The 23,400-nt window shown below is 42.2% G+C and carries 25 protein-coding genes and 1 pseudogene; 2 read left to right on the forward strand and 24 right to left on the reverse strand.

The window, feature by feature from the left end:
• Nucleotides 1-8: 8 nt before the first annotated feature.
• From LPB220_RS07120 to LPB220_RS07155, 7 genes are all read right to left on the reverse strand, one after another.
• Nucleotides 9-206: a DUF3272 family protein gene (locus LPB220_RS07120; protein ID WP_049518722.1), complete on the reverse strand. Its 198-nt coding sequence runs from the start codon at nucleotides 204-206 to the stop codon at nucleotides 9-11.
• A 38-nt stretch (nucleotides 207-244) separates the two neighbouring features.
• Nucleotides 245-1,921, reverse strand: a complete 1,677-nt coding sequence (gene dnaX / locus LPB220_RS07125) for a DNA polymerase III subunit gamma/tau (protein ID WP_150906316.1) — start codon at nucleotides 1,919-1,921, stop codon at nucleotides 245-247.
• Nucleotides 1,921-2,418, reverse strand: coding sequence for a GAF domain-containing protein (locus LPB220_RS07130; protein WP_150906317.1), 498 nt, complete (start codon nucleotides 2,416-2,418; stop codon nucleotides 1,921-1,923). Before LPB220_RS07130 ends, dnaX begins: the two co-directional genes overlap by 1 nt.
• Nucleotides 2,419-2,656: 238 nt before the next feature.
• Nucleotides 2,657-3,337, reverse strand: coding sequence for a YoaK family protein (locus tag LPB220_RS07140; RefSeq protein WP_049475292.1), 681 nt, complete (start codon nucleotides 3,335-3,337; stop codon nucleotides 2,657-2,659).
• 195 nt (nucleotides 3,338-3,532) lie between these two features.
• Nucleotides 3,533-4,171 carry a uridine kinase gene (udk, locus tag LPB220_RS07145; protein WP_003007856.1) on the reverse strand — a complete coding sequence of 213 codons (639 nt, stop codon included), beginning with the start codon at nucleotides 4,169-4,171 and terminating at the stop codon, nucleotides 3,533-3,535.
• Nucleotides 4,172-4,312: 141 nt separating this feature from the next.
• Complete coding sequence (locus LPB220_RS07150) at nucleotides 4,313-5,404, reverse strand: DUF1720 domain-containing protein (RefSeq protein WP_150906826.1); 1,092 nt, start codon at nucleotides 5,402-5,404, stop codon at nucleotides 4,313-4,315.
• Nucleotides 5,405-5,516: 112 nt separating this feature from the next.
• A complete protein-coding gene (locus tag LPB220_RS07155; RefSeq protein ID WP_150906318.1) occupies nucleotides 5,517-6,596 on the reverse strand; it encodes a hypothetical protein in 1,080 nt (359 codons plus the stop codon).
• Nucleotides 6,597-6,759: 163 nt separating this feature from the next.
• Between LPB220_RS07155 and LPB220_RS07160 the strand changes: the two genes are divergently transcribed.
• Nucleotides 6,760-8,108, forward strand: a protein-coding gene (locus LPB220_RS07160; RefSeq protein WP_118398572.1) for an IS3 family transposase whose coding sequence is annotated in 2 segments (ribosomal slippage) — nucleotides 6,760-7,201 and nucleotides 7,201-8,108 — 1,350 coding nt in all. Because the reading frame shifts where the segments join, the coding sequence is not laid out codon by codon here.
• Between the two features lie 52 nt (nucleotides 8,109-8,160).
• Here the strand turns inward: LPB220_RS07160 and rfbB are convergent.
• From rfbB to yghU, 9 genes and pseudogenes are all read right to left on the reverse strand, one after another.
• The gene (rfbB, locus tag LPB220_RS07165; protein ID WP_150906319.1) at nucleotides 8,161-9,207 is read right to left on the reverse strand and encodes a dTDP-glucose 4,6-dehydratase; all 1,047 of its coding nucleotides are present in this window, start codon (nucleotides 9,205-9,207) and stop codon (nucleotides 8,161-8,163) included.
• 382 nt (nucleotides 9,208-9,589) lie between these two features.
• Nucleotides 9,590-10,183: a dTDP-4-dehydrorhamnose 3,5-epimerase family protein gene (locus LPB220_RS07170; protein WP_049472463.1), complete on the reverse strand. Its 594-nt coding sequence runs from the start codon at nucleotides 10,181-10,183 to the stop codon at nucleotides 9,590-9,592.
• Nucleotides 10,183-11,052 (reverse strand): glucose-1-phosphate thymidylyltransferase RfbA, encoded by an 870-nt coding sequence (gene rfbA / locus LPB220_RS07175; RefSeq protein ID WP_003002772.1) that lies wholly within the window; start codon nucleotides 11,050-11,052, stop codon nucleotides 10,183-10,185. The genes LPB220_RS07170 and rfbA overlap by 1 nt, the downstream gene beginning before the upstream one ends.
• Before the next feature lie 144 nt (nucleotides 11,053-11,196).
• Nucleotides 11,197-11,631, reverse strand: a complete 435-nt coding sequence (locus tag LPB220_RS07180; RefSeq protein ID WP_049472464.1) for a hypothetical protein — start codon at nucleotides 11,629-11,631, stop codon at nucleotides 11,197-11,199.
• Nucleotides 11,632-11,749: 118 nt separating this feature from the next.
• A pseudogene (locus LPB220_RS07185) lies at nucleotides 11,750-12,576 on the reverse strand (ZIP family metal transporter).
• A gap of 252 nt (nucleotides 12,577-12,828) precedes the next feature.
• Entirely contained in the window at nucleotides 12,829-13,920 is a 1,092-nt protein-coding gene (locus tag LPB220_RS07195) for an NAD(P)/FAD-dependent oxidoreductase (RefSeq protein WP_049472308.1), read from the reverse strand.
• A gap of 6 nt (nucleotides 13,921-13,926) precedes the next feature.
• Complete coding sequence (locus tag LPB220_RS07200) at nucleotides 13,927-14,724, reverse strand: Nif3-like dinuclear metal center hexameric protein (protein WP_049472310.1); 798 nt, start codon at nucleotides 14,722-14,724, stop codon at nucleotides 13,927-13,929.
• On the reverse strand, nucleotides 14,711-15,400 hold the full coding sequence (locus LPB220_RS07205) for a tRNA (adenine(22)-N(1))-methyltransferase (protein ID WP_150906320.1): 690 nt from the start codon (nucleotides 15,398-15,400) through the stop codon (nucleotides 14,711-14,713). The genes LPB220_RS07200 and LPB220_RS07205 overlap by 14 nt, the downstream gene beginning before the upstream one ends.
• 270 nt (nucleotides 15,401-15,670) lie before the next feature.
• A complete protein-coding gene (gene yghU, locus LPB220_RS07210; RefSeq protein ID WP_150906321.1) occupies nucleotides 15,671-16,459 on the reverse strand; it encodes a glutathione-dependent disulfide-bond oxidoreductase in 789 nt (262 codons plus the stop codon).
• Nucleotides 16,460-16,595: 136 nt separating this feature from the next.
• Here yghU and add point away from each other — a divergent pair, with 136 nt between their 5' ends.
• Nucleotides 16,596-17,615: an adenosine deaminase gene (gene add / locus LPB220_RS07215; protein WP_150906322.1), complete on the forward strand. Its 1,020-nt coding sequence runs from the start codon at nucleotides 16,596-16,598 to the stop codon at nucleotides 17,613-17,615.
• 317 nt (nucleotides 17,616-17,932) lie between these two features.
• On the opposite strand, the gene LPB220_RS07220 is transcribed toward add, so the two are convergent.
• The 8 genes from LPB220_RS07220 to LPB220_RS07250 all read right to left on the reverse strand — a co-directional run bounded on the left by LPB220_RS07220 (nucleotide 17,933) and on the right by LPB220_RS07250 (nucleotide 23,272).
• Complete coding sequence (locus tag LPB220_RS07220; protein WP_150906323.1) at nucleotides 17,933-18,616, reverse strand: DnaD domain-containing protein; 684 nt, start codon at nucleotides 18,614-18,616, stop codon at nucleotides 17,933-17,935.
• A 9-nt stretch (nucleotides 18,617-18,625) separates the two neighbouring features.
• Nucleotides 18,626-19,570 (reverse strand): homoserine O-acetyltransferase MetA, encoded by a 945-nt coding sequence (metA, locus tag LPB220_RS07225; RefSeq protein ID WP_021153511.1) that lies wholly within the window; start codon nucleotides 19,568-19,570, stop codon nucleotides 18,626-18,628.
• 101 nt (nucleotides 19,571-19,671) lie between these two features.
• Nucleotides 19,672-20,184, reverse strand: a complete 513-nt coding sequence (locus tag LPB220_RS07230) for an adenine phosphoribosyltransferase (RefSeq protein ID WP_003007878.1) — start codon at nucleotides 20,182-20,184, stop codon at nucleotides 19,672-19,674.
• 2 nt (nucleotides 20,185-20,186) lie between these two features.
• A complete protein-coding gene (locus tag LPB220_RS10785; protein WP_191904600.1) occupies nucleotides 20,187-20,339 on the reverse strand; it encodes a hypothetical protein in 153 nt (50 codons plus the stop codon).
• 5 nt (nucleotides 20,340-20,344) lie between these two features.
• A complete protein-coding gene (locus tag LPB220_RS07235; protein ID WP_031576836.1) occupies nucleotides 20,345-20,938 on the reverse strand; it encodes a TipC family immunity protein in 594 nt (197 codons plus the stop codon).
• Nucleotides 20,938-22,641 (reverse strand): hypothetical protein, encoded by a 1,704-nt coding sequence (locus tag LPB220_RS07240; RefSeq protein WP_225305939.1) that lies wholly within the window; start codon nucleotides 22,639-22,641, stop codon nucleotides 20,938-20,940. The genes LPB220_RS07235 and LPB220_RS07240 overlap by 1 nt, the downstream gene beginning before the upstream one ends.
• On the reverse strand, nucleotides 22,638-23,012 hold the full coding sequence (locus LPB220_RS07245) for a hypothetical protein (protein ID WP_031576840.1): 375 nt from the start codon (nucleotides 23,010-23,012) through the stop codon (nucleotides 22,638-22,640). Before LPB220_RS07245 ends, LPB220_RS07240 begins: the two co-directional genes overlap by 4 nt.
• On the reverse strand, nucleotides 23,000-23,272 hold the full coding sequence (locus LPB220_RS07250) for a hypothetical protein (protein ID WP_009731321.1): 273 nt from the start codon (nucleotides 23,270-23,272) through the stop codon (nucleotides 23,000-23,002). The genes LPB220_RS07245 and LPB220_RS07250 overlap by 13 nt, the downstream gene beginning before the upstream one ends.
• Nucleotides 23,273-23,400: the final 128 nt, after the last annotated feature.

The following is a 23,400-nucleotide window of genomic DNA, read 5'->3' on the forward strand; positions in this document are numbered from 1 at the left end:
CAAAGGTTTTATTTTCTTTTCTTATTGATTTCTTTTTCAATGGCACTAGCAATCTTCTCCACCATATAGGCCGTCTGGAGATTGCGCAATATCAAGAGGGCCCAAAAACATGCAAAGAGCATTTGACCCGCCATGGTCGCTTCATTGAAAAAATAAGTCTCCATAGCAGTAAAGACTGCTATCACTGCAAATTGTTTTCTATTCATAAAATTATTTTACCATGATTCAGTAAAAAATTCATGTATTAATCGTCTTGCAGGGTGATTTTATCGGATAAAAAGTGAAATTCCTCAGGGATGACACTTTCCTCTTCTTCTACCACTTCTGCTTTTTGTCCACGCGCCTTAGCCGAAAACTCTGCCCGAATTTGGGTCCATTCTTCCATCGAAACCGCTAAAATCTCTGGCGAGAAACCGGCTGCATTGCTGAGGATATTTCCAAACATGGTATTGAGGTTGTCCCGCTTCATGGTCTGTTCAGCATTAAAGGCAGACTCAAAGGCTAAAATAGCGTGATTTTCATTGGCAGCAACCGGCTGGGATCCGATTAAGAGAGCCTTATCCGCACCTGCCAAGCTCTCGATGATTTCCCCCCAAGCGTTTTGAAGACGGATCAAGTTGGTCCGTGCCAACTCTGGGTTTTCGACCGCCTCTTGTAAAATCGCGTTGACCTTGTTTCGATCTGCCCGATAGCCCTTGCTCGACTTGGTTGGACGAGTTACAGCTGGTTTTGAAGCAGGAAGACTGCTACCTGCTTGCGCTAACTGTTGCTTGAGCTGAGCGACTTCCGTCTTCAAGTCTTCCAGCTGAGCCAGGACGTTGGAAGGAACCTCCACAGCCGCTGATTTAGAAACTTGGCCCGTGCTTTCAGCCAATTTAATGGTCATCATTTCAGTGTAGATACGCGGTTGCAGACTATTTTTGATGTCCGCCAGACTGGTCGTCGCCTGGTCAATCAGGGCAAAAAGACGGGCTTGATCGGCTTCAAGATTCGCCGCAAACAAGTCACTATTGTGGGTATTTTCTCCACCTGTCTGGACAATCAAGAGATCTCTCAGATATTGAAGTAAGTCCGTGACAAAGCGGGCCATATTCTTTCCGTTATCAAAGATAATCGCTAGCTGATCCAGCGCCGCTGTCGCATCATGAGCCAGGATGGCAGCCACATACTGATCGAGCGCAGCTAGGCTGATTGAGCCAGTAATCTCTTCAGCGATTGCTGTCGTCAACTCACTACCCGCAGTCAGACTCAGGGCTTGATCCAAAAAGGACAAGGCATCCCGCATCCCACCTTCAGCGCGCCGTGCGATGATCTGCACAGCATCTGCTTCATAGGCAATCTCTTCAGTAGCTAGGATATTTTCCAAATGGTGAACGATATCCGGCAGTTTGATGGATTTGAATTCAAAGCGTTGCACCCGTGACAGAATAGTGGCTGGAATCTTGTGTAACTCCGTTGTTGCAAGGATAAAGACCACGTTTTCCGTTGGCTCTTCCAGCGTCTTCAACAAGGCATTAAAGGCCCCTGTTGAGAGCATATGGACCTCATCGATAATGTAGACCTTGTGCTTGGCTAGACTTGGAGCATAGGTCGACTTGTCGCGAATATCGCGAATTTCATCGACCCCATTGTTGGAGGCTGCATCGATTTCGATAACATCTTCTAGACTCCCATTGGTGATGGATTCACAGATATAGCAGTCGTTACAAGGCTCCCCATTGACTTGATTAGGACAGTTCATAGCCTTAGCAAAGATCTTGGCCACACTGGTTTTCCCAGTACCACGAGGACCCGAAAAGAGATAGGCGTGGCTGATCTTCTCCTGCTCCACTGCCTGTCTCAATGTCCGTGCCACTACTTGCTGGCCGACCAATTGGCCAAAGGTCTGGCTACGGTATTTCCGATATAAAGCTTGATACATTAGTTCTTAACTCCAAACATCTTAAAGTCCCAGTTTGTCTTATCGATCAAGAGAGCGACAAACTCTTCCAAATACTCCTGATCCAGCTGATCGTAGTCAGAGACACATTCTGAGTCCAGGTCTAATACTCCAAGGAGCTGACCGTCCTTGACCATAGGCACCACAATCTCACTCATAGCCCGACTATCACAGGAAATATAGTTGGCATGTTGGCGGACATCATCGACAATCATGGTTTTCTGCTCTTGAGCTGCTTCTCCACAGACACCCTTTCCGAGAGCGATATGGACACAAGAAACACCTCCCTGAAAAGGTCCCAAGATCAATTCCGTTTGGTCATACAAATAAAAACCCGCAAAGACCGAACGAGGCAGGGCTTGATTTAAGAGCGCACTGGCATTGGACAGATTAGCCAAGGCATTGGTTTCTCCCATTAAGAGAGCATCTAATTGAGCCAGCAAGAGCTGGTATTGTGATTCTTTTTCCGAATGTTTCATACCTTCCATTATACCAAATCTTTGCCCAAAAATTAAGCTTCAAACAGCGAAAGAAAAGAGAGTGGGACAGAAATCGGTAATTCGTTAGAATTCGATTTCGTTGTCCCACCTCCGCACAATTGAGTAGGGCTGTAAAAGCTGATGAATTCAGCGTAGTAGAGCCCACTCAACCACTGCGTCTTGCTCGACAATCCAAAAATAATTGAGAGGCTAGGACTTTTGTCCCAGCCTCCATTATCTATTCATGCCGCCGATTGAAGTGAAAGACTTCAAAATATTGAATGGCCCGATAGATTAAAAAGATGGTCAAGATGATGGCCACCAGCCAAATCGTCTTTAGTCCATAAAACTGGATCAAGTAGGTCGAAAAGATGGCCCCACAGATGAAACTCCCGATCAGGCAGGTCATAAAGATGGCTTCCCAGAGGAATTTCATCTCCCTGTCTCTAACAAAATTTCCATAAGCTACCATGGTTTTCTTGAGATTTCCGGTCATAAAAGAGTGGTTGTAGGCATAGCTACCTACTTCTCCAAATGAGGTCGCTACGATTCCCAAACTCAGTCCAAAAAAAGGCACGATGAAGACATTTTTTACCGATGCTGGCAAAAATCCCGTCACCAAAGTTGTGAGGATATAGGGCACTAGGGTACTCAAGCGCCAGACTGAATTATCAATCAAGCGACGCAAGACCGTCATTAAAAAGATCCCCAGCATAAAGGCCAGCATCGTGGCTAACTTCACTTCTACATCTGAGATCTGCTGGCCGATCAAACCAACCGATAGAAAGACCACATTTCCCGTCTGGCCTGCCGCCAAGGTCCCACCCCGACAAATAAAGGTATAAGCATCTGAAAAACCAGCACACATGGTCAATAAACAAGCGAACGCCTTAGTCCGCGAATGAAACTCCCTTTTCATTTTCATTCTCCTTAGGAAAAAGAGGGAGTGGTAGAAAATATTTAAATAAACATTTCCCATACCACCCCCACAAAGTTGATCGAGAACTCTTCTGAGTCTTTTAGCGAATGAAGAGTCTCACCAACTACTGAGACATTCCGTAATTCCAACTATTGTTATAGGATTGGAGAGCGATTGCCCTCTTGCTCCCTATCTTTATTTTCCTTCACGCGCTTCGTTGAGGATTTTTTCAATCTTGGTTGTGATCAAGTCAATCGCAACTGTGTTGGTCACGCCCTCAGGAATGATCACGTCCGCATAACGCTTGGTTGGCTCGATGAACTGGTGGTACATCGGTTTTACTACACCAAGGTATTGCTCAATGACACTATCCAGACTCCGGCCACGCTCCTCCATATCGCGCTTGATCCGGCGAATGATCCGCACATCATCATCCGTATCAACGAAAATCTTGATGTCCATCAGGTCCCGAAGGCGCTTGTCTTCAAGAACTAAGATCCCTTCCACGATGAAGACATCCTGTGGTTCCTGACGATAGGTCTTGCTGCTGCGCGTATGTTCCGCATAGTCATAGGTTGGGATATCCACTGGACGACCTGCCAAGAGTTCATTGATCTGCGCAATCATCAAATCCGTATCAAAGGCAAAAGGATGGTCATAGTTGGTCTTGATCCGCTCCTCAAAGGTCAAATGACTTTGGTCCTTGTAATAAGAATCATGCTCAATCATGGCAATCTTTTCATTCGGGAAATTGGCCAAAATGGCACGAGACACACTGGTCTTTCCACCACCAGAGCCACCAGTAACACCAATAATAATAGGTCTATTTTGCATTTTCTACTCCATTACCTGTAGTCGCCTGAGAAGAAATAGACATCTCAGACATATCTTATCCATTTTACCATATTTTTTCCTAGACATGAATAGTTTTTCAGTCAGAAATTTGGAAACAAAAAGGACCTTGCGGTCCTTTGATTATTTCACTTTTTCTAGTTTTGCAGCAAATTCATTCCCACCACGTAAGACGAGTATATTTTTTCCACCATTGACAGGTACGAAACAATAATTTGAATTAGCTTGTATATAGACTTCCTTAGCGCTCTTCACTTGATAGCCTTCTGATTTCACCGCTTCTTGAATTACGTCAAATGTGTGTTCAATCTCTTCTTTAGAAGTCGTGTCTCCATCATACTTTTCTTGATCAGCTAGAGAATAGAATGCGTAAGCCTTGTTATCGTAATACTTATCACTTATAATTCCATGATCTGAAATCTGAACAGTTGTATTATCTCCTTCTGTCACATTCTTCCATTTTCCAACCATGGCCTTTGGTGTTTCAACCTTGTGATAGACCAAATTATCTTCAAAGTTTCCTTTGTATGACTTATAAGTTTTCAAGTCGAATAAATCATTTCTTAAAATAATATTGCTTCCGTCTTTTTGGAGCAAGTTATAGCGTGTGTTCCCACCAGACTTAATCACAACAATTTCTGTCGTCTTCAGGTTAAATTTCTTATCGACATCCGCAAGTGAATGCAAGTCTGTTGCATTTAACAAAGAAAGTGCTGTATTAAATTCTTTTTTCGCTTCATTCCCCTTGAGAACCTTTTTGATGGTCTCACCACCATTGACTTTTTGTTTCTTTCCACTTAGTTCATAAGTAACCGGACTAGAATCCGTATTTCTCAACCAAACCCCATCTAGACTTGGTCCACCTGAAAAGAAAAAGAACCAAGCAAGAGCAATCACTGCGACAAGTCCCGCAACTGCGACCCCAATCTTTGTTTGTTTATTGAAAGAAAATGTCAATTTTTTCGGTCTTGGCACAGGTTGCAAGGTTTTCGCAGATGGTTGTGGTTGGACAAAACCCGTCTGCTCTTGTGAAAGAGGTGCACTAGGTGCAACAGGTGCTTCTTGAGCAGGAACCTGCGCTTCAGTTATTGGTGTCGGTGTTTCTTTTCGCTCTACGACAAACTCCCCTTTTTCACGCGCTTCTTGAAATTCTTGCATACTTGGCTTACGACCATTGATCGCTTCAAAGTATTCAACCCAATCATTTTGATTCATCATATCCCCCTTATTGATTCATCATAAAAACTAACCATATTATACCACAAATTCATGGTCCATTTCGTGATTTTCAGAAAATAAAAGAAAAGGACCTTTTGGTCCATCTGATTTATTTCACTTTTTCCAATTTTTCGAATAGATGATAGCCCTCTGTGAAAACAAGGACTGTCTTCCCTCCATTTACAGGGACATAATAAAAATCAGATCCTAGTTGCTTGTACACGTCTTTCATACTAGTTAGCTGGTAATCTTGGGAATCCACCGCATCTTGAAGATCCTCAAAGACCTCATTCACTTTGTCAGCTGACTTTTCTTGATCAAACTTACTGGAAGGCATTTTTTGAAGCTCTTCTAGGGTATAAAAAGCCGTACCTTCGCTACTATCAAATTCACTATAAGTCAGAATACCACGATCATTTAATTCAAGATAATTGGTTTCGTCATCGTAAGAACGCTCAATTTTCCATTTTCCAAGGAGCACTTTTGGAATTTCAGTCTTATGAAAAACAGCATTCTTCTTAAAGCTCTCTGAATGATCACTATAGGTAACCAAATCCATCAAGTCATTGGCTAAAATCACATTGGTCCCATTGCTTTGGAGTAGATTATAAACAAGCCCATGCTCGTCTTTAATGATGACAACTTCCCTCGTGTGGAGGTCAAATTTTCTATCAACATCAGCTAAGGTCTTCAGCTTGGAGTAGTTTAACTGGTTTAAAGCTTTCTGAAACTCTTGACTCGCTTCCTTCCCCTTATAAACTTTTTCAATCTTATACTTACCATTCGATCGTGGCTCTTCTTGATTTAATTCATAAACGACTGCTGTTGAATCAGCAGGTCCAATCCAGATTCCTTCCAAACTTGGAGTCGGTTGGAAGAAAAAGAAGTAAGCCAGTACAATAAAGGCTAGTATTCCTACACCTGATAAAGCCCATTTTGTTTGCTTATTCCATTTCACATTAAGGCGTTTGAAAGCTGGAGCCTCAGGCCTTGACTCAACTTGTAACGACATTTGAACCTTCTCATTTTTCTCTGGTGAGGCTCCTGCTGATGGAACTGGTGCTTCAGGAACGGTCTCTTTTCGTTCCACTACAAACTCACCATTTGCTCGCGCATCTTGAAACTCTTGTAAACTCGGCTTCCGGTTATGGAGTGCTTCAAAATAGTCAACCCAATCTTTTTGATTCATCTATTCCTCCTAATCGATAACTGTTTTCAAACTGATCCTATTATACCATACATGGCAGATCCCTCACTCATTTTCAGAAAATAAAAGAAAAAGTCCAAGCAATTTTTGAACTGCACCCCAAAAGTTAGACAGAAAAAAATCTAACTTTTGGGGTGTTTTTATTATGAAATTAACTTATGAAGATAAAGTTCAGATCTATGAACATAAAAAACAAGGGCGAAGCTTCAAAGAGCTTTCAAATCAATTTGGGATAAACATTTCTAATCTTAAGTACATGATTAAATTGATTGATCGTTATGGAATAGAAATCGTCAAAAAAGGAAAGAATTGTTACTATTCTCCCGAACTAAAACAAGAAATCATTGATAAAGTTCTGCTTGAAAGTCGTTCACAAATAAAGGTATCTCTAGATTATGCTCTTCCAAGTGTTGGAATGTTGCATAATTGGATAGCACAATATAAGAAAAACGGGTATACTATTGTTGAGAAAACAAGAGGAAGGATACCTAAAATGGGACGTAAGCCAAAGAAGAAACCCGAAGAGATGACAGAACTAGAACGTCTTCAAGCAGAAAATGAGTACTTGAGAGCGGAGAATGCGGTTCTAAAAAAGTTGAGAGAACTCCGATTGAGGGACGAAAAAGAGCAAGAAGAAAAACGGAAATTGTCCGAGGATTGGTAACAGAGTTTGCTTTAGAGATTCTTCTAAAGATTATTAAGCTTGCCCGTTCAACTTATTATTATCATTTAAAACAGCTCGATCAAAGCGATAAGGATTATGATGTTAAAGTTGAAATTCAATCTATTTTTACTGAGCATAAAGGGAATTACGGCTATCGTCGAATGACTCTTGAATTGAGGAATCGTGGTTTTGTAGTGAATCATAAGAAGGTCCAACGTCTGATGAAGGTCCTTGGTTTAAGTGCTCGTATTCGTCGTAAACGGAAGTATTCTTCATACCAAGGAGAGATTGGTAAGAAAGCAGATAATCTTATTCAACGCCAATTTGAAGCAACCAAGCCAATGGAAAAGTGCTACACAGATGTGACCGAGTTTGCCATTCCAGCAAGCAATCAAAAACTTTATTTATCGCCAGTTTTAGATGGTTTTAATAGCGAAATTATCGCCTATAATCTTTCGACTTCACCGAATTTAGAACAAGTGAAAGCTATGTTAGACCAGGCCTTTACTGAGAATCATTACACAAATACAATTCTTCATAGTGATCAAGGATGGCAGTATCAACACCAGTATTATCATCGTTTTTTAGAGGATAAAGGAATTCAACCGTCCATGTCACGTAAAGGAAACAGCCCAGACAACGGCATGATGGAATCCTTCTTTGGCATTTTGAAATCGGAAATGTTTTATGGTTACGAGAATACATTTAAGTCACTTAACCAATTGGAACAAGCTATTGTAAACTATATTGACTATTACAACAACAAACGAATTAAGGTAAAACTAAAAGGACTTAGTCCTGTGCAATACAGGACTAAATCCTTAACTTAAATTATTTGTCTAACTTTTTGGGGTCAGTACATTTCTACTTGGACTTTCTTCCTTATTTCAAAACTTTTTGTGTCTTAGCGTAGTTAGCTTCAACAGCGTCTTTTTCAGCCTTCCACCAGTCTTGGTGGTCTGTATACCACTTGATAGTGTCTTCCAAACCTGCTTCGAAGTTTGTGAATTGTGGTTCCCAACCAAGTTCTTCACGTAATTTTGTTGAATCGATGGCGTAACGCAAATCATGACCAGCACGGTCTGTTACACGGTCGTAGGCATCTTTTGGTTGACCCATTTTTTCAAGGATCAGTTCAAGCACTTCCTTGTTGTTCTTTTCACCATCAGCACCGATCAAGTAAGTTTCACCGATACGGCCCTTGGTAAGAATGGCCCAAACACCAGTTGAGTGGTCGTTGGTGTGGATCCAGTCACGGACGTTCTTCCCTTCACCATAAAGTTTTGGTTTGATACCAGACAAGATATTGGTGATTTGACGTGGGATGAATTTTTCGATGTGTTGGTATGGTCCATAGTTGTTTGAGCAGTTTGAAATCGTTGCTTTGACACCAAATGAACGTACCCAAGCTTTCACAATCAAGTCTGAAGCAGCCTTAGTTGATGAATAAGGTGATGATGGGTTGTATTTGGTTTCAGCAGTGAATTTTTCACCAGGACCTTCCCCATGTCCAGGAAGATCTTCGCGCAATGGAAGGTCTCCATACACTTCGTCTGTTGACACGTGGTGGAAACGAATGTCGTATTTACGAGCCGCTTCCAAGAGTGTATAAGTTCCAACAAAGTTTGTGTAGATAAATGGAGATGGATCTTTGAGGGAGTTATCATTGTGGCTTTCAGCCACATAGTGAACAATCGCATCAGCCTTGGCAGCCAATTTGTCAACTAATTCAGCATCAGCGATGTCTCCCACCACCAACTCGACACGATCTCCAAGAATTTCTTCGATATTGGCACGGTTACCAGCGTAAGTGAGTTTGTCAAGGACAGTCACATGCACGTCTGGATGGTTGTTGTAGACATAGTGGACGAAGTTTGAACCGATGAAACCAGCTCCACCGGTTACGATGATATGTTTATATTCTGACATTTTTTCTCCAAATAATTGTTTTTTCTTAATCGTTCCTTAAGTCAATCTTTTTTTAGCTTTCCTTAGGTGAGTACGGACGTCAGCGAACTTCGAAGAAGTTCCATGACTAAATTAAGATACAAAGGGCGTTTGCGGATAAAGTCAAAATAGGAAGTTTGACGCAGAATTTTTCGATTCTAGGAAAACTTATCTTTTTGACACAATCCGTAGCCCGTGTTCAATTAGTTTTGAGCCTAATGTCTCAAAACTTCCGAGCACCTGAAACAAAAATAGTTCAGGTGCTTTTCTCACGGCGGAAAGCTAAGTATATAACTCGCTTCGCTCGTTTATAGCAAAGCTAAAAACTATAGAATGCTTTCTTTGATTGTTTAAAGAGCTATTCTTACAAATCTTCTGCTTTTAGGGGTTTGACGTCTTTGAGCAGTGGGTGGTTCTTGTCTGCTTCTGAGACTTCTGCTTCTGCCAAGTTTTCCCATTGGATGTCTAGGCTTGGGTCTGCGTAGTTGACAAAAGCATATTTTGGTTTGAGTTCCAATGCCCAGTAATCATTGACTAAGTATGTATAAGCAACTTTATCTGTCAAAACTTGGAACCCATTGGCTACACCACGAGGGACGAAGATGCCTTTTGAAGCATCGATCACAGTTTGGTAGGTGTTCCCAAAGCTATCGCCTTCACGAAGGTCTACCCAAGTTCCAAGAACCTTGCCTTCATCTGCTACAGAGATGTACTTGTCCCAAGGCTCTGCATGCAAGCCACGCAAAACATTTTTACGAGAGAATGAAATATTGTTTTGCAACTTGCCTTCCGCAAAGAAGCTTTCAGGGAAGCCAAGAGGAAGCATTTTTTCTTTTTGGAAGTTTTCTTTAAACCAACCACGGTTGTCCCCACGCACAGGAATATCAAACTCCATCAAGCCTGGGATGGCTTCAATTTTGCGTGCTGCTAATTCTTTATCAAAAAATTGTTCCGTCATTAAGCTTCTCCAATCAAACGGAGCAAATATTGTCCGTATTCGTTTTTCTTCAGTGATTGCGCTAATTCATGGACTTGTTCTTTGGTGATATAACCCATGCGATAGGCAATTTCCTCAAGGTTAGCCACTTGGACATTTTGCAAGCGTTGAACAGTTTCGATATATTGAGATGCTTGCAAGAGACTTTCGTGAGTTCCTGTATCCAACCAGGCAAAACCACGGCCCATGAGCTCAACAGAGAGATCTCCACGCTCCAAATAAGCCTTGTTGACATCTGTGATTTCAAGCTCGCCACGAGGACTTGGTTTGATGTTTTTGGCAATCTCTACCACATCATTGTCATAGAAGTAAAGTCCAGTCACTGCAAAGTTGGATTTTGGATGTTCTGGTTTTTCTTCGATAGAGATGGCATTCATATCCGCGTCAAACTCTACCACACCAAAGCGTTCCGGATCTTTGACTTGGTAACCAAAGACAGTCGCTCCTTTTTCCTTCGCTTCTGCCCGTTGCAACATCTTGGTTAAGCCGTTTCCGTGGAAGATATTGTCCCCAAGGATGAGGGCAACATGATCGTCACCGATAAAGTCTTCTCCTATGATGAAGGCTTGCGCCAAGCCATCTGGACTTGGCTGCTCTGCATAAGAGAGGGAAATACCAAGTTCAGAACCATCTCCAAGAAGCTCTTCAAAACGAGGTAGGTCTTGAGGCGTCGAGATGATCAGGATATCTTTGATCCCAGCCAACATAAGCGTTGACAGCGGATAGTAGATCATTGGTTTGTCATAAATGGGCATCAATTGTTTAGAAGCCGCACGTGTCAATGGATACAAACGAGTTCCTGAGCCCCCTGCTAAAATAATACCTTTCATAATGTTAGGCCTTTCTACGTAGTCATTACCCTTATTTTATCATGTTTATATAAAAAAGTCACCTTGCATTTGTGTTACAAGGTGATGACAGGAGATGAGTGTTGTAGAATTGTTAGCATTGGTCTTACTCATGATTCAAATAGATTACTGCTCCTTGACTGAGCCGTCTGAAAACCTTACCTTTACTTCAGATTTGGTCGTGCCTTTCCTAGAATCCATAAAGCTCTGAAATTCCTCATCTTCATTATGATAGACCCCTATCTTCATTTTATGAACATCTTTATCATAGGCTAATTCGTGTTGCTTTGTAGTCCCATCAACAAATGTAATTTTGACATCAGCTCCCCATGCGTCTGAAGTAATGGAGCTATAGGATGGGTTTTTAATCTCAATTTCCTCAATTCCCTTGTAAGAATGCTTCAAGGTCTTTACAAAGCTGACTTCATACTCTCTATTGCGTCGCTTCTCTTCCATTTTTTTGTTCATATGAAACAAAAAGATCCCAACTACCATAAGGAGAGCCAAAGCGATGACACTCATCATCCTTTTGCTTTTCTTTATAAACTTGATTTTTACCATAAGATAATACTCCTGACTAATGAAGAACCCTTTGAGCTGTATCTGACTATCTTTTTTCTCAAAGACAATAACAGCAATCAAAAAGAGAGCTTGTCCTGATGCTCTCCTTTTCAGTTCCTTATCCCAAAGCGACGTCTAGGATCATCATAATGACAAAGCCAACCATGAGACCCAGGGTCGCAACATCTGTGTTGCCGTTAGTCTGGGAATCTGGGATCAACTCTTCAACCACCACGAAGATCATAGCGCCTGCCGCAAAAGAGAGAGCATAAGGCAAGATAGCCGTCATGGATAAGACGGCCACTGCTCCTAGAAGGGCTCCGATGGGCTCGACGATGGCTGACATAGATCCCCAATAAAAGGCATTGAGACGGGATTTTCCATCCGTCCGGATTGGGATTGAAAGAGCAGCCCCTTCTGGGATATTTTGCAAGCCAATCCCAATGGCCAGGCCAACCGCCCCGATAAAGGCTTCTGGACTTGGATTGCTAGCCAGAGCTCCAAAGGCCACCCCAACCGCTAAGCCTTCTGGGAAATTGTGGATGGTAATGGCGAGAAAAAGGAGGATTGTTTTAGACAACTTCTTCTCCCGCGGCGTATGGATACTCTCAGCCTCATCAATCTCCTTCGTCATATGAAGGAGAGGGACGATGGCGTCGATCAAACGGAGGAAAAAACCTCCAGCTAAAAAACCGATAGCCGCTGGCAACCAAGCCAAGCTCCCATAGGAGAGTTTTCCACATACTAAATCGACGGTTGCAAGAGGGACCAAAGTGACGCCGCAATCATGACCCCTGCCGCAAAGCCCATCATGATGTCCAGTAACTTACGACTGATATGCTTAAAGAAAAAAACGATGGCTGACCCGACAATGGTACAGCCCCATGTAAACAATCCTGCGAGAAAGGCCTGTAAGACCACGGATTGCGATTGAAACCAATTCATAACAACTCCCATTTTCTCGATGATTCACTTCTTCTATTCTACTATTTTTAGCCAAATTACGGAAGGTCTTTCGAAAAAAAGAGAGTGGGACAGAAATCGGTAATTCGTTAGAATTCGATTTCGTCGTCCCACCTCCGCAAAGTTGAGTAGGGCTGTAAAAGCTGATGAAATCAGCGTAGTAGAGCCCACTCAACCACTGCGTCTTGCTCGACAATCCAAATACAATTGAGAGGCTAGGACTTTTGTCCCAGCCTACTTCTTCACATATTGTTCAACTGGATAATCTGCTGGATCTAAGCGCAGGTTTCCTCCTACCACGAGTTGGGATAGGTGCCACCCAATGAGGGGACCAGTTGTGAGGCCAGACGAACCAAGTCCACTGGCGACATAGAGGCCTACTTGATCAGGAACAGCTCCCCAAAATGGTGAAAAGTCACTGGTGTAGGCACGGGTTCCCACGCGCTCCCCGATAACTTCTGCTTGAGCGAGTTCTGGATAGTAGGCCAAGGCTTCTGTTTCCATCTGATTCAGCAAAGCCTGATCCACCGTCAGGTCAAAGCCCATCTCATTCTCATGAGTGGCTCCCATACTGATCTTGCCCTTCTGAAAGGGAATGATATCCAGCTCTCCTTCCGGCATGACCACTGGATAATCAGCAATATCTCGGTCTAGCTGATAATCCCTCAACTGTCCTTTTTGAGGCCGGACATCAACTTGGTAGCCAAGTGGCTCGAGCATTTGACCCAACCAGGCTCCTGTTGCCAAGATGACTTTGTCATAGCTTTCTCCTGCTATCTGAAAACCATCCTCTGTAATAGCCAAAGCAACCTCTTCCTTAATCAGTCTTGCGCCACTGGCTTCAAGGAGAGTTTCCGTTAGAAGGGCTCCCTCTACATGGGCCCCACCTGAGGCATAAAGGAGCTGTTCAAAGCCTTGTAGACCTGGGAATTGTTGGCACACTTCTTCTTTGTTTAAAATCGCTAAGTCTCCGATCAAGGGAGATTCTTCCCGACGACTCAGCGCCAACTGATAGAGTTCGTCTAATTTTTCTTCCTTTTTCTTGAGGAGATAGACGCCGGTCTGCTGGTAAAAATCTGTATTAATTCCGTCCTTGGCCAGGTCTTCTACCAATTCTTGGTAGAAATCAGCCCCCAGACGAGCCAGGCGATACCAAGCCTTATTACGCCGTTTAGAAAACCAAGGGCTAATAATGCCTGCCGCCGCCTTGGTTGCTTGGCCGACTCCATGGTCATAGACAGTCACATCCACTTGTGCTTCTTTGGATAAATAATAGGCTGCAGTGGATCCCACGATCCCTGCACCAATAATCGCAACTTTCATCATGACCCCTTAGATATGGTAAAAAGGATTGGTGCTGGCTTGACTGCCAATCACTTCAATCTCCCAGGCTTCCTCAGCCTTCCACTGATTGAGCTTTTCTACTAGTTTTGACACAAAGAGAACCTCGATATGGTGCCCGGGATCTAAGGCCAAGAGGCCATCGCTCAGCATGTCCTGAGCCGTGTGGTAGTAGATATCTCCTGTGATATAAACATCTGCTCCCTTGGCGAGAGCATCCTTGTAAAAGGACTGGCCACTTCCTCCACAGATTGCGACATGCTTGATAACCCGATCCAAATCCGCCTGATCATAACTGACTATGCGCAAAGCATCTAAGCCAAAGGTTTCTTTAACCTTGCTAGTCAACTGTCCAAAGGTTTGTGTAGCTACCCGACCGATCCGGCCGATTCCAAGTCCTTCCCCTGTCATACTGAGGGGCTCTGTATCTTCAATTTCCAAGAGCTGGCAAAACCAATCGTTGAGACCATCTGGGACAATGTCAATATTAGTATGGCTGACGTAGACTGCGATATCATGCTTGATCAAATCGATATAGATCTGATTTTGGGCCCGATCAGCTACCAAATCCTTGATGGGACGGAAAATAGGCGCGTGCTTGACGATGATCAAGTCCACCCCATGAGCGATTGCTTCTGCCACCGTCTGCTCCCGAATATCTAGGGCTACCATGACCTTCTTGATGTCTTTTTGTAGCGTGCCGACTTGTAGGCCACGGACATCTCCCTCCATAGACAATTCCTGAGGACAATAGGATTCATAGCGTTTGATGACTTCACTTGCTAACATGTAGAACCTCCTTGATGTGAGCGATGCGCTCTTCTAACGATGCTCTGGCAGATTGATTCTCAACTGGGACCTGCTCCAAGGCGAAGGCTAATTTCTCCACTTCCTTGGACCACTTTTGGACAAAGGCTGGAGCTTGTTCCCGCATCAAATGGGGACCAAAGCGTAGTTCCTTGGCTGTCAACTCTTGAGAACCGTGTTCCACCACAAGGATCTCATAAAACTTCTCATTTTCTTCCAAGATAGATTCATCAACAATGTGGAAATCATGGTCGACTAACCAAGCCCGCAGTTCATCCTCTCGATTATTGGGCTGCAGAACCAAGCGAGAGACATTGGCTAATTTCTCAAGACCTGCCGCTAAGATATCTGCAATCAAGCGTCCGCCCATGCCAGCAATGGTGATACAGGAAATGCCGTCTGCTGGTTCAAAGGCAGCCAAGCCATTGGCCAGACGGACCTCGATCTTGTCCTCTAAACCATTATCGGCGACATTTTGCAGGGCAGACTGATAGGGCCCCTCTACCACTTCCCCTGCAATGGCAGCCTCAATCTTACCTTCCTGTAAAAGGGCGATTGGGAGATAGGCATGGTCACTCCCCACGTCCAACAGACGCGCTCCAGCTGGGACGAAGCTAGCCACCAAGTCCAAGCGATTTGATAATTTTGTAAATTCCATGTGCTTCTTTCTATACTTTTATTCCATCCTATAGTATACCATGTTTGCACCATTAAAAAAAGGCGCAACGGCGCCTTGTCTATTATGGAAAGGTATTACTTTAGACTTTCCTTAGGTGAGTCCGGACGTCAGCGAACTTCTTCAAAGTTCCATGACTAAGTTTTGAGTCTAATGTCTCAAAACTTCCGGGCACATGAAACTTATACGTTTCATGTGCTATACTCACGGCGGAAACTCTCGCTATCATCCTCAACAAGCCGATATTAGACTTTAGTCAATTTCCTTATATTCTACTTCCAAGCCACGTTGCACGGCTGGGCGATTGGCAATTTTCTCTGTCCAAGCTTGCAAATGCTTGTATTCCTTTACATTTAGGAAAATTCCTGCTCGGTCCCAGACCTTGTCTTGGGCGAGACGGCCATACCAAGACCAGATGGCAATATCTGCAATGGTATAGTCATCCCCTGCGATATAAGGTTTAGTGGCCAATTCTTTGTCCAGTAGGTCCAATTGGCGTTTGGCTTCCATGGCAAAGCGATTGATGGCATACTCGATTTTTTCAGGAGCATAGTGGAAGAAATGCCCAAAGCCTCCACCTAAAAATGGCGCAGCCCCTGTCTGCCAGAAGAGCCAGTTGAGCACCTCTGTCCGTTTAGCAGGATCTGTCGGGATCAATTTTCCAAATTTCTCAGCTAGATACAAGAGAATATTAGCTGATTCAAAGACACGAATAGCTTGATCGCCTGATTGATCCAACATGGCTGGAATTTTCGAGTTTGGATTGATGGCTACAAAGTCACTACCAAACTGATCTCCCTCACCAATCTTGATCCGATAAGCGTCATAGCCTGCATCCACTCCCAGCTCTTTCAATTCCTCCAGCATAATGGTGGCCTTGATCCCATTGGGTGTTGGAAGGGTATAGAGTTGGAAAGGCTGGTCGCCTTTTGGAAGGGTTTGTTCAAAGCGGGCACCTGCTGTTGGTTGGTTCAAGCCACCCCAGGCTCCTCCCATTTGGCTCGGTGCTTTCCATACTTCTGGTAATTGATAGTCTGACATCTTTCTTCTCCTTTATTTCGCTACTCTTAGCATATCAAATATCGGCCTCCCTTTCAAAGATCTGCTACGCGAAGGCTACTTGACTTTTTTTGCCAAAATGATAGTATAGAAAAAATACAATTTTAAGGAGAAAACCATGTCCACGATCGATTTTCATAGTTTGGCAAAGACAGAACTTCACTGTCACTTAGACGGTTCCTTATCGCTTCCAATCATTCGCCAATTGGCAGCTATGGCCAATATTGACCTACCTGCTAGCGATGAGGAGCTCAAGCACCATGTCACTGCGCCTGCCCACTGTGAGAATCTTTTGGACTATTTGGAGGCATTTGACTACATTCGGCCCCTCCTTCAAACTAAGGAAGCCTTGACGCTTGCTGCTTACGATGTGGCCAAGCAAGCTGCTCTGGAAAATGTCGTCTACATCGAAGTTCGTTTTGCACCAGAATTGTCCATGGACCAAGGCCTCACCGTCCCAGAAACTATCGATGCAGTCTGCGATGGTCTACGCCAAGCCCAGGAGGAATTTGGCATTGTTGCAAAAGCCTTAGTCTGTGGCATGCGCCAGTCAGACCAAGAAGTCACCTCTCGCATTCTTGCAGAAGCCAACCAAGTTATCGATCAAGATTTTGTTGGTTTTGACTTTGCCGGGGATGAGCACAACTACTCTCCAGAAGATATTCGACCCCTAATTGAGCAAGTCAAGAGTTACCATCGGCCCATGACGCTTCATGCAGGTGAGTGTCATTGCCCACACTTTGTTGCCCAATCGATTGCATTTGGCATCAAACGCAATGGGCACGTGACGGCTCTATCTCATGAACCAGCCTTACTCCAATCCTTTATTGAAAATGGGGTCACTGGTGAACTCTGCTTGACCAGCAACTTACAGACAAAAGCAGCGCCGACTATAGAAGATTTCCCTTATCTGAAGATGAAAGCAGCCGGTGCTCGGATCAGTATCAATACCGATAACCGGACTGTATCTGATACCGATCTTACCAAGGAATATGCCCTCTACCATCAGCACTTCCAAACCAAGGAAACTGACTTTTACCAACACAATGTCGATGCCATTCAGGCTTCCTTTGCTAGTGAGGATGAAAAACAAGAACTCCTTAGCAAACTAGAAAAAGCCTATGCGGACTATTTATAAAGGAAAAAACTAGCACTTTATGAGTACTAGTTTTTTGAATGGTTAAAAATTATTTTTTCAATTAAGAACCTATTTTTTTCAGTAAAAATAATGTCTTATTTTTAAAACTATTCAAGTATAAACTAAAAACTTTCCGCCGTGAGAAAAGTGCCTGAAACACTATTGTTTCAGGCACTCGGGAGTTTTGAAACCTTAGGTTCAAAACTAAGTCATGGAACTTCTTCGAAGTTCGCTGACGTCCGTACTCACATAAGGAAAGTTTCTAGGAAGACTTAACCTTCCATCTGCAGCTAGCACTCAAATAAGTGCTAGTTTTTTTAATCCTTCCACAAATCCATGGCCTTCAAGAAATCGTCTGAAACGGTCACATTGCGTGGGTTGGCTTGTTCGCGTTCTTGTAGTTTCGCCTCTACTTGGGCTAGACTGTTGATGCCTTCACTGCGCCAGTTGCGTAAAATGGCTTGGATATATTTCCAGTGAGGCTTGCCGTTAAAGACAGCTTCTCGTAATGCTGCCTTGATCACATCTGGATCTGTCTGATCTTCGCGGACAGTCTTGGTCAGGTCTTCAATCTCAAAAGGTGTCAAGAGTCGCCCAAGTTCTTGTTGGAAGGTTTCCACCAAGTCCTTAATGACATTTCCCTTAGCTGACGCACTTTGTGCCTTCCCTTGTGATTGGGCTTCTAAAATCTCATCCAAGCGCTCCAGAGCAATGGTCGCATCAAAGATGGCTTCAATCTCGCCATTGAGCTCAATCGTCCGGTATTGAAGGAGTCCCTTGGTGGTCAAATTGGACATAATCCGATTGACCTCTGTCACCGTTTTTCCTAGATGATTAGCAATCTGATTAGGAGTCAAGGCCTCTTGACCAGTCGTATTTTGAAGGAAGAAAAACTGCCAAACCAAGTAGTCATCTGCTTGGTCAAACAACTCATGATAATGAAAAAGCAAGGCACTTGGAAGAACCAAGTTGCCATACTTAAATGCTTGTGAATATGTCATAATTCCCCTTTATAGGTAACCATAAAATGAAATATCTTTTTCCAATTCTTCCAAGCGGTAAGGTGTTTCTTGATAAACCGCATAGTTGATCCAATTACTAAAGAAGGTCGTCGCAGCTAGATTCCAACGAATGCGAGGCTCTGTATTAGCGTCATCCCCATCAAAATAATTCTTGGGAACGTCCGGATCCAAGCCCGCCTTGACATCTCGGTGGTATTCTTTTGCCAGCGTATCGCGATCATACTCCAGATGGCCAAAGCTATACACCTCACGCATGTCTGGACTGGCAATGATAGAAAGCCCAACTTCATTTCCTTGAGCGATCACTTGAAGATTGCTCTTTTCAAGGACTTCCTTCAAAGGAATATCTGTATAGCGAGAATGAGGGGCAAGGAAGCGATCGTCAAAGCCTCTCATGAGCAGACTTTCGGGACGCACCACTGCTTGGTCATAGATACCCGATAGCTTGTCACAGAGTTCTACTTTTTGAATCCCGTAACGGTGGTACAGTCCAGCCTGGGCTCCCCAACAAAGGTGCAAAGTAGAAAAGACATGCCGCTTGGACCATTCAAAGACCTGAGTCAATTCTTCCCAGTAGTCCACTTCTTCAAAGTCCATCTTTTCGACAGGTGCTCCTGTCACAATCAAGCCGTCATAGTAATTATCCTTGATATCCTCAAAAGTCTTATAGAAGCTCTCCAAATGCTCAGCCGCTGTATTCTTGGATTCATGGCTCGCCATGTAGAGGAAATCTACATTGATCTGCAAGGGAGTATTGGCAAGGAGCCGTAAGAGCTGGGTTTCTGTCGCAACCTTGGTCGGCATCAGATTAAGAATGAGAACATTCATTGGCCGAATATCCTGGTGAGTTGCTCGAACATCATCCATGACAAAAATATTTTCTGAACGAAGAATATCTACTGCAGGTAATTTTTTATCTAGTGTAATTGGCATAAAAAGCTCCCATCGTGCAAGTTCTTAACTAACATTATATGATAGGAGCTTATAGTTTTCAATTATGGTTTTTCTGTAGCCAGTTATAGCATTAGACTATATTAGTAATGCATCAAGACTTTGTAGTCGTAATCGCCGATCGCTTCGCGACCTTTCAATTCATCCAACTCGATCAAGAAGGCACAACCTGCAACGACCCCACCGAGTTTTTCGATCATTTCGATGGTTGCTTTCACCGTACCACCAGTCGCTAAGAGGTCATCAACGATGAGGACACGTTGACCTGGTTTGATGGCATCTGCGTGCATGCAGAGGGTATCCACACCGTATTCTTTTTCGTAGTCAGCAGAAATAACTTCACGTGGCAATTTACCAGGCTTACGAACAGGCGCAAATCCAATTCCCAACTCAAAAGCTACCGGACATCCAACGATGAACCCACGCGCTTCAGGACCAACGATCATATCGATCTTCTTATCCGTTGCGTATTGAACGATTTCACGAATCGCATAACTATAAGCATTGCCATCTGCCATCAAAGGGCTGATATCACGGAAGGTAATTCCTTCTTGTGGATAGTTTTCAATACTTGCAATGTAATCTTTTAAATTCATGGTTAACTTTCTTTCATAAAAAATTTTTTACATTCCATTATATCATGAATTCCACTAACTTGCATCATTTTTTGCCAAATCATTTTCCCAAGCTCCTGCGTCAAAAGCAAAAATCCCACATCCGAAAAATGATGTGGGATTGGAATTGGAAACATGCTTACTATTCTTCTATCAATTTATCGTACTCGATTTTCAAATCACCTAGGTTTTTTAAAGAATATCGAGAGCTTCCCCTTTTGAACCAGGTGCCAAGAATGTATTGTTCAGCTACCTTCTTACTTTGCTTTTTCAACCAAGTACGGTCTTTGCCGTAGGTGGCAAGGTGATCAAGAAGTTGCTGGCCCTCGTAGCTTGTCTCATTAATTGTCAAATAGAGGTCGCTTTGGTAAAAAATCTTTTTAGAGGCGTTATATTCAAATATCAAATTAACTGATGTATTTTCATCTAATTTGTATTTGTACATATAGAACCAATCCTTATTGCCCCTAAACATAGTAACAGCTAGATGCTCCTTTCCCCCAACGGTTTCATCTGAATAAGGATAAGTTTGAAATCCCTCGTCGTCCTTCCAGATGCGATCACTTCCAATCGTTTCTGTATAAGGCTTAAACATCACATAGCGCATCATCCCACCATTTTCAGAGTATACGATCTCTTCCATAGGATTTTTGAGGCTCAGGTAGATTCCCAGCCAATAAAGGCAAAAAAGTAAGATGGGAATCAACCAAACAAATAATTTAAAATTTTGCTTCATTATTCATCTTTCTTATATTGCATTTCTTCTTTTTCCAAACTTTCAATGAATAGGTAGGATGAATTATACTTTTCATGTTCCTTCAGATATTCCATTGATTGTTCTTCCGATGGTGTTTCATAAAGAACTGCATCACTTGTTTCTGCAATTATTTTTCCAGAGATCTCATCTGGTACTAAACTAGTAAAAATAGTTGATTTAACTTCCTCCAAGTCAACATTTTGTTTAAATTCTTTCTCTCTTAAATTTGGAGAGCTTTGCAGATCACTCATGTAATTATTCATCGCTTGCGTATAAGATTGAGTATTCGAAGTCATACGTTTTACAATATTAACAGAATCTAAGTCCGCAAGATAATCATCAATTCCAATAATTGGCTCCTTATCGGTCGCATTTCTAGTAGTATCACCTTCCCAGCCTGATAAGTCTTTAACATTTTTTCTTCCACCATAAATATCAGCTAAAACAAACCATCTAGGATTTAGATGTGTGGCCATTGTGATAGACTGATGAGTAAAGTCAGCTTTTTGATACATACTTTTTGCAACATCATAAACTTCTTCAGACGATATTTTATTATTTGTATATTTTTCCGCAACCCTTTTACTGTATTCCTTTAAGTCATCTTCTTCATACCTTCCAATATGTTCATCTGTCCCTGATACTATATGTTGTACATTTAATATATAGTAAAGATGTTTTGACTCCTCTTTACTTAATCCTAGTTCATCCATAATTTCATCAAAGCTCTTCTCGAAATGCATAACACCATAAGTTGTTAACTCTTCATAGTAAAAATAATCAACTAAAGAACCCGCAGTTTCATCCCACTTAAATCCCGTATATGAGGCGCTTCCAATAATCCTAAGAAGTATGTAATCTTTTTCCTCTTGAGACTTATCTGGGAATTTTTTATCAATGCCATCTCTGACTTTTATGATTTCCCTTGCCGTCTGCTCGTTAAATCCATACTGCACCATCAGGTTCTGAGCAAACATTGCATCTTCTGGGGACAGATCTTGTAAACTTGGGGATTCGCTTACTATTTTTTGAGCCTTTAATTCATCAACCCAAGACATATCTAGCCCATCTGTATAGTAATTACCATTAGCATCAACAACCACTTGACTTAACTGACTTGCTCCTTGAATAGCAAGTTGAAGAACAGTTAAACTATCTGAGAAAAATGATGCTACCTGTGATACAAACATTTCCAACTCATTAATTTTCTTTGTCACACTCTGAATTTCTGACTCTAGATTATTTTTTGAGTCAGTCAATTGACGAGAAGTCTCACGATGGGCATCGGAATTAAAAGTTAATTTATTAAAAAAGCTCTCATGCTCAGCAATCTGTTCATTAACAACTGTTAACATGTCTTCTTTACTTTTTTTGAGAGCTTTTAATTCTTCTAAATCAAGATTTCCATATTGAGATACAGGTTCATTTGCTGTTTTATATGAATTCAACTCGATCTGAATATCATCCACTGCTTCCTTGATTTTCGTAATTGCAGGGATAATAATATCGGTAAAAAGTCCTTTACCCGCAGTATATGCAGCTCCCTGCAATTTACCTGAATCCAAAGAACTTACCAAATAAGCGCAACCATTTGATAATCTTTCTGTAATTTCATTTGCAATTTCTATATTGTTTGATAGTGCATCAATTAATGCACTAGATTCTGCAGAACTATATTTCACTCCCAAGGCAATCGATTCCTTTCTGATATTAATTTATCTCTTTGTTCATCCGTATTTCGACGGATCGATTGACTCCATTTTTCTATGTCATCAAAATGGGTTTGCACATATTCGGACATTTGACGACGCAGTTCTTGATTATTTTCTAACTCCTGAATTCTAAATTGTGTTGACATATCCGATTCTGTTAGTAATGAGTCCACGCCAGAAGACAGCTGTTCAAATTGCTCAGCTAAATAAAGAACTCTGTTTTCATGGCGCTTCTGTAATAATTTAAAATCATCTTCCTTTTCTTCAAGTTCTATAATTTTTCGAGTCAAAGTAGAGCGCTCTTTTTCGCTCTTATCTATTTTTTTATTTAATGATTCCATCTTTGAGATTCCTCTATATCTCTCTTTTCAATTACAGCAGCAATTTGAGGGAACTTGTTGGCTTGAATTAGAACTGCTTGACTAAATTCGCTAATAGCCTGAAGAACTGAATTTGTTACCTCCTTTCCATTTTCCATTCCTGTAATTTCTTGGGTGTAAGAAAATGAAACTTGCTGATTTTGCACATTACTGGTATCAACTGAAACCAGCTCACTAATTGCATCTGCAGCTGAAATAGCATTTGATTGTATTAAGGCCATTTAATTCCTCCAAATAATTTTTTACTAAGAGATCACTCTTAGTTTTCCTTTGAGTTAGAAGTATTATAACATGCTTTTATAATTAAAAAAAGCTTAGTTAGTAGTATCTAAGCCTCATTGTAACTGAT

The sequence above is a fragment of the Streptococcus sp. LPB0220 genome (assembly GCF_008727815.1).
In the GTDB taxonomy this organism is placed as follows: Bacteria; Bacillota; Bacilli; order Lactobacillales; family Streptococcaceae; genus Streptococcus.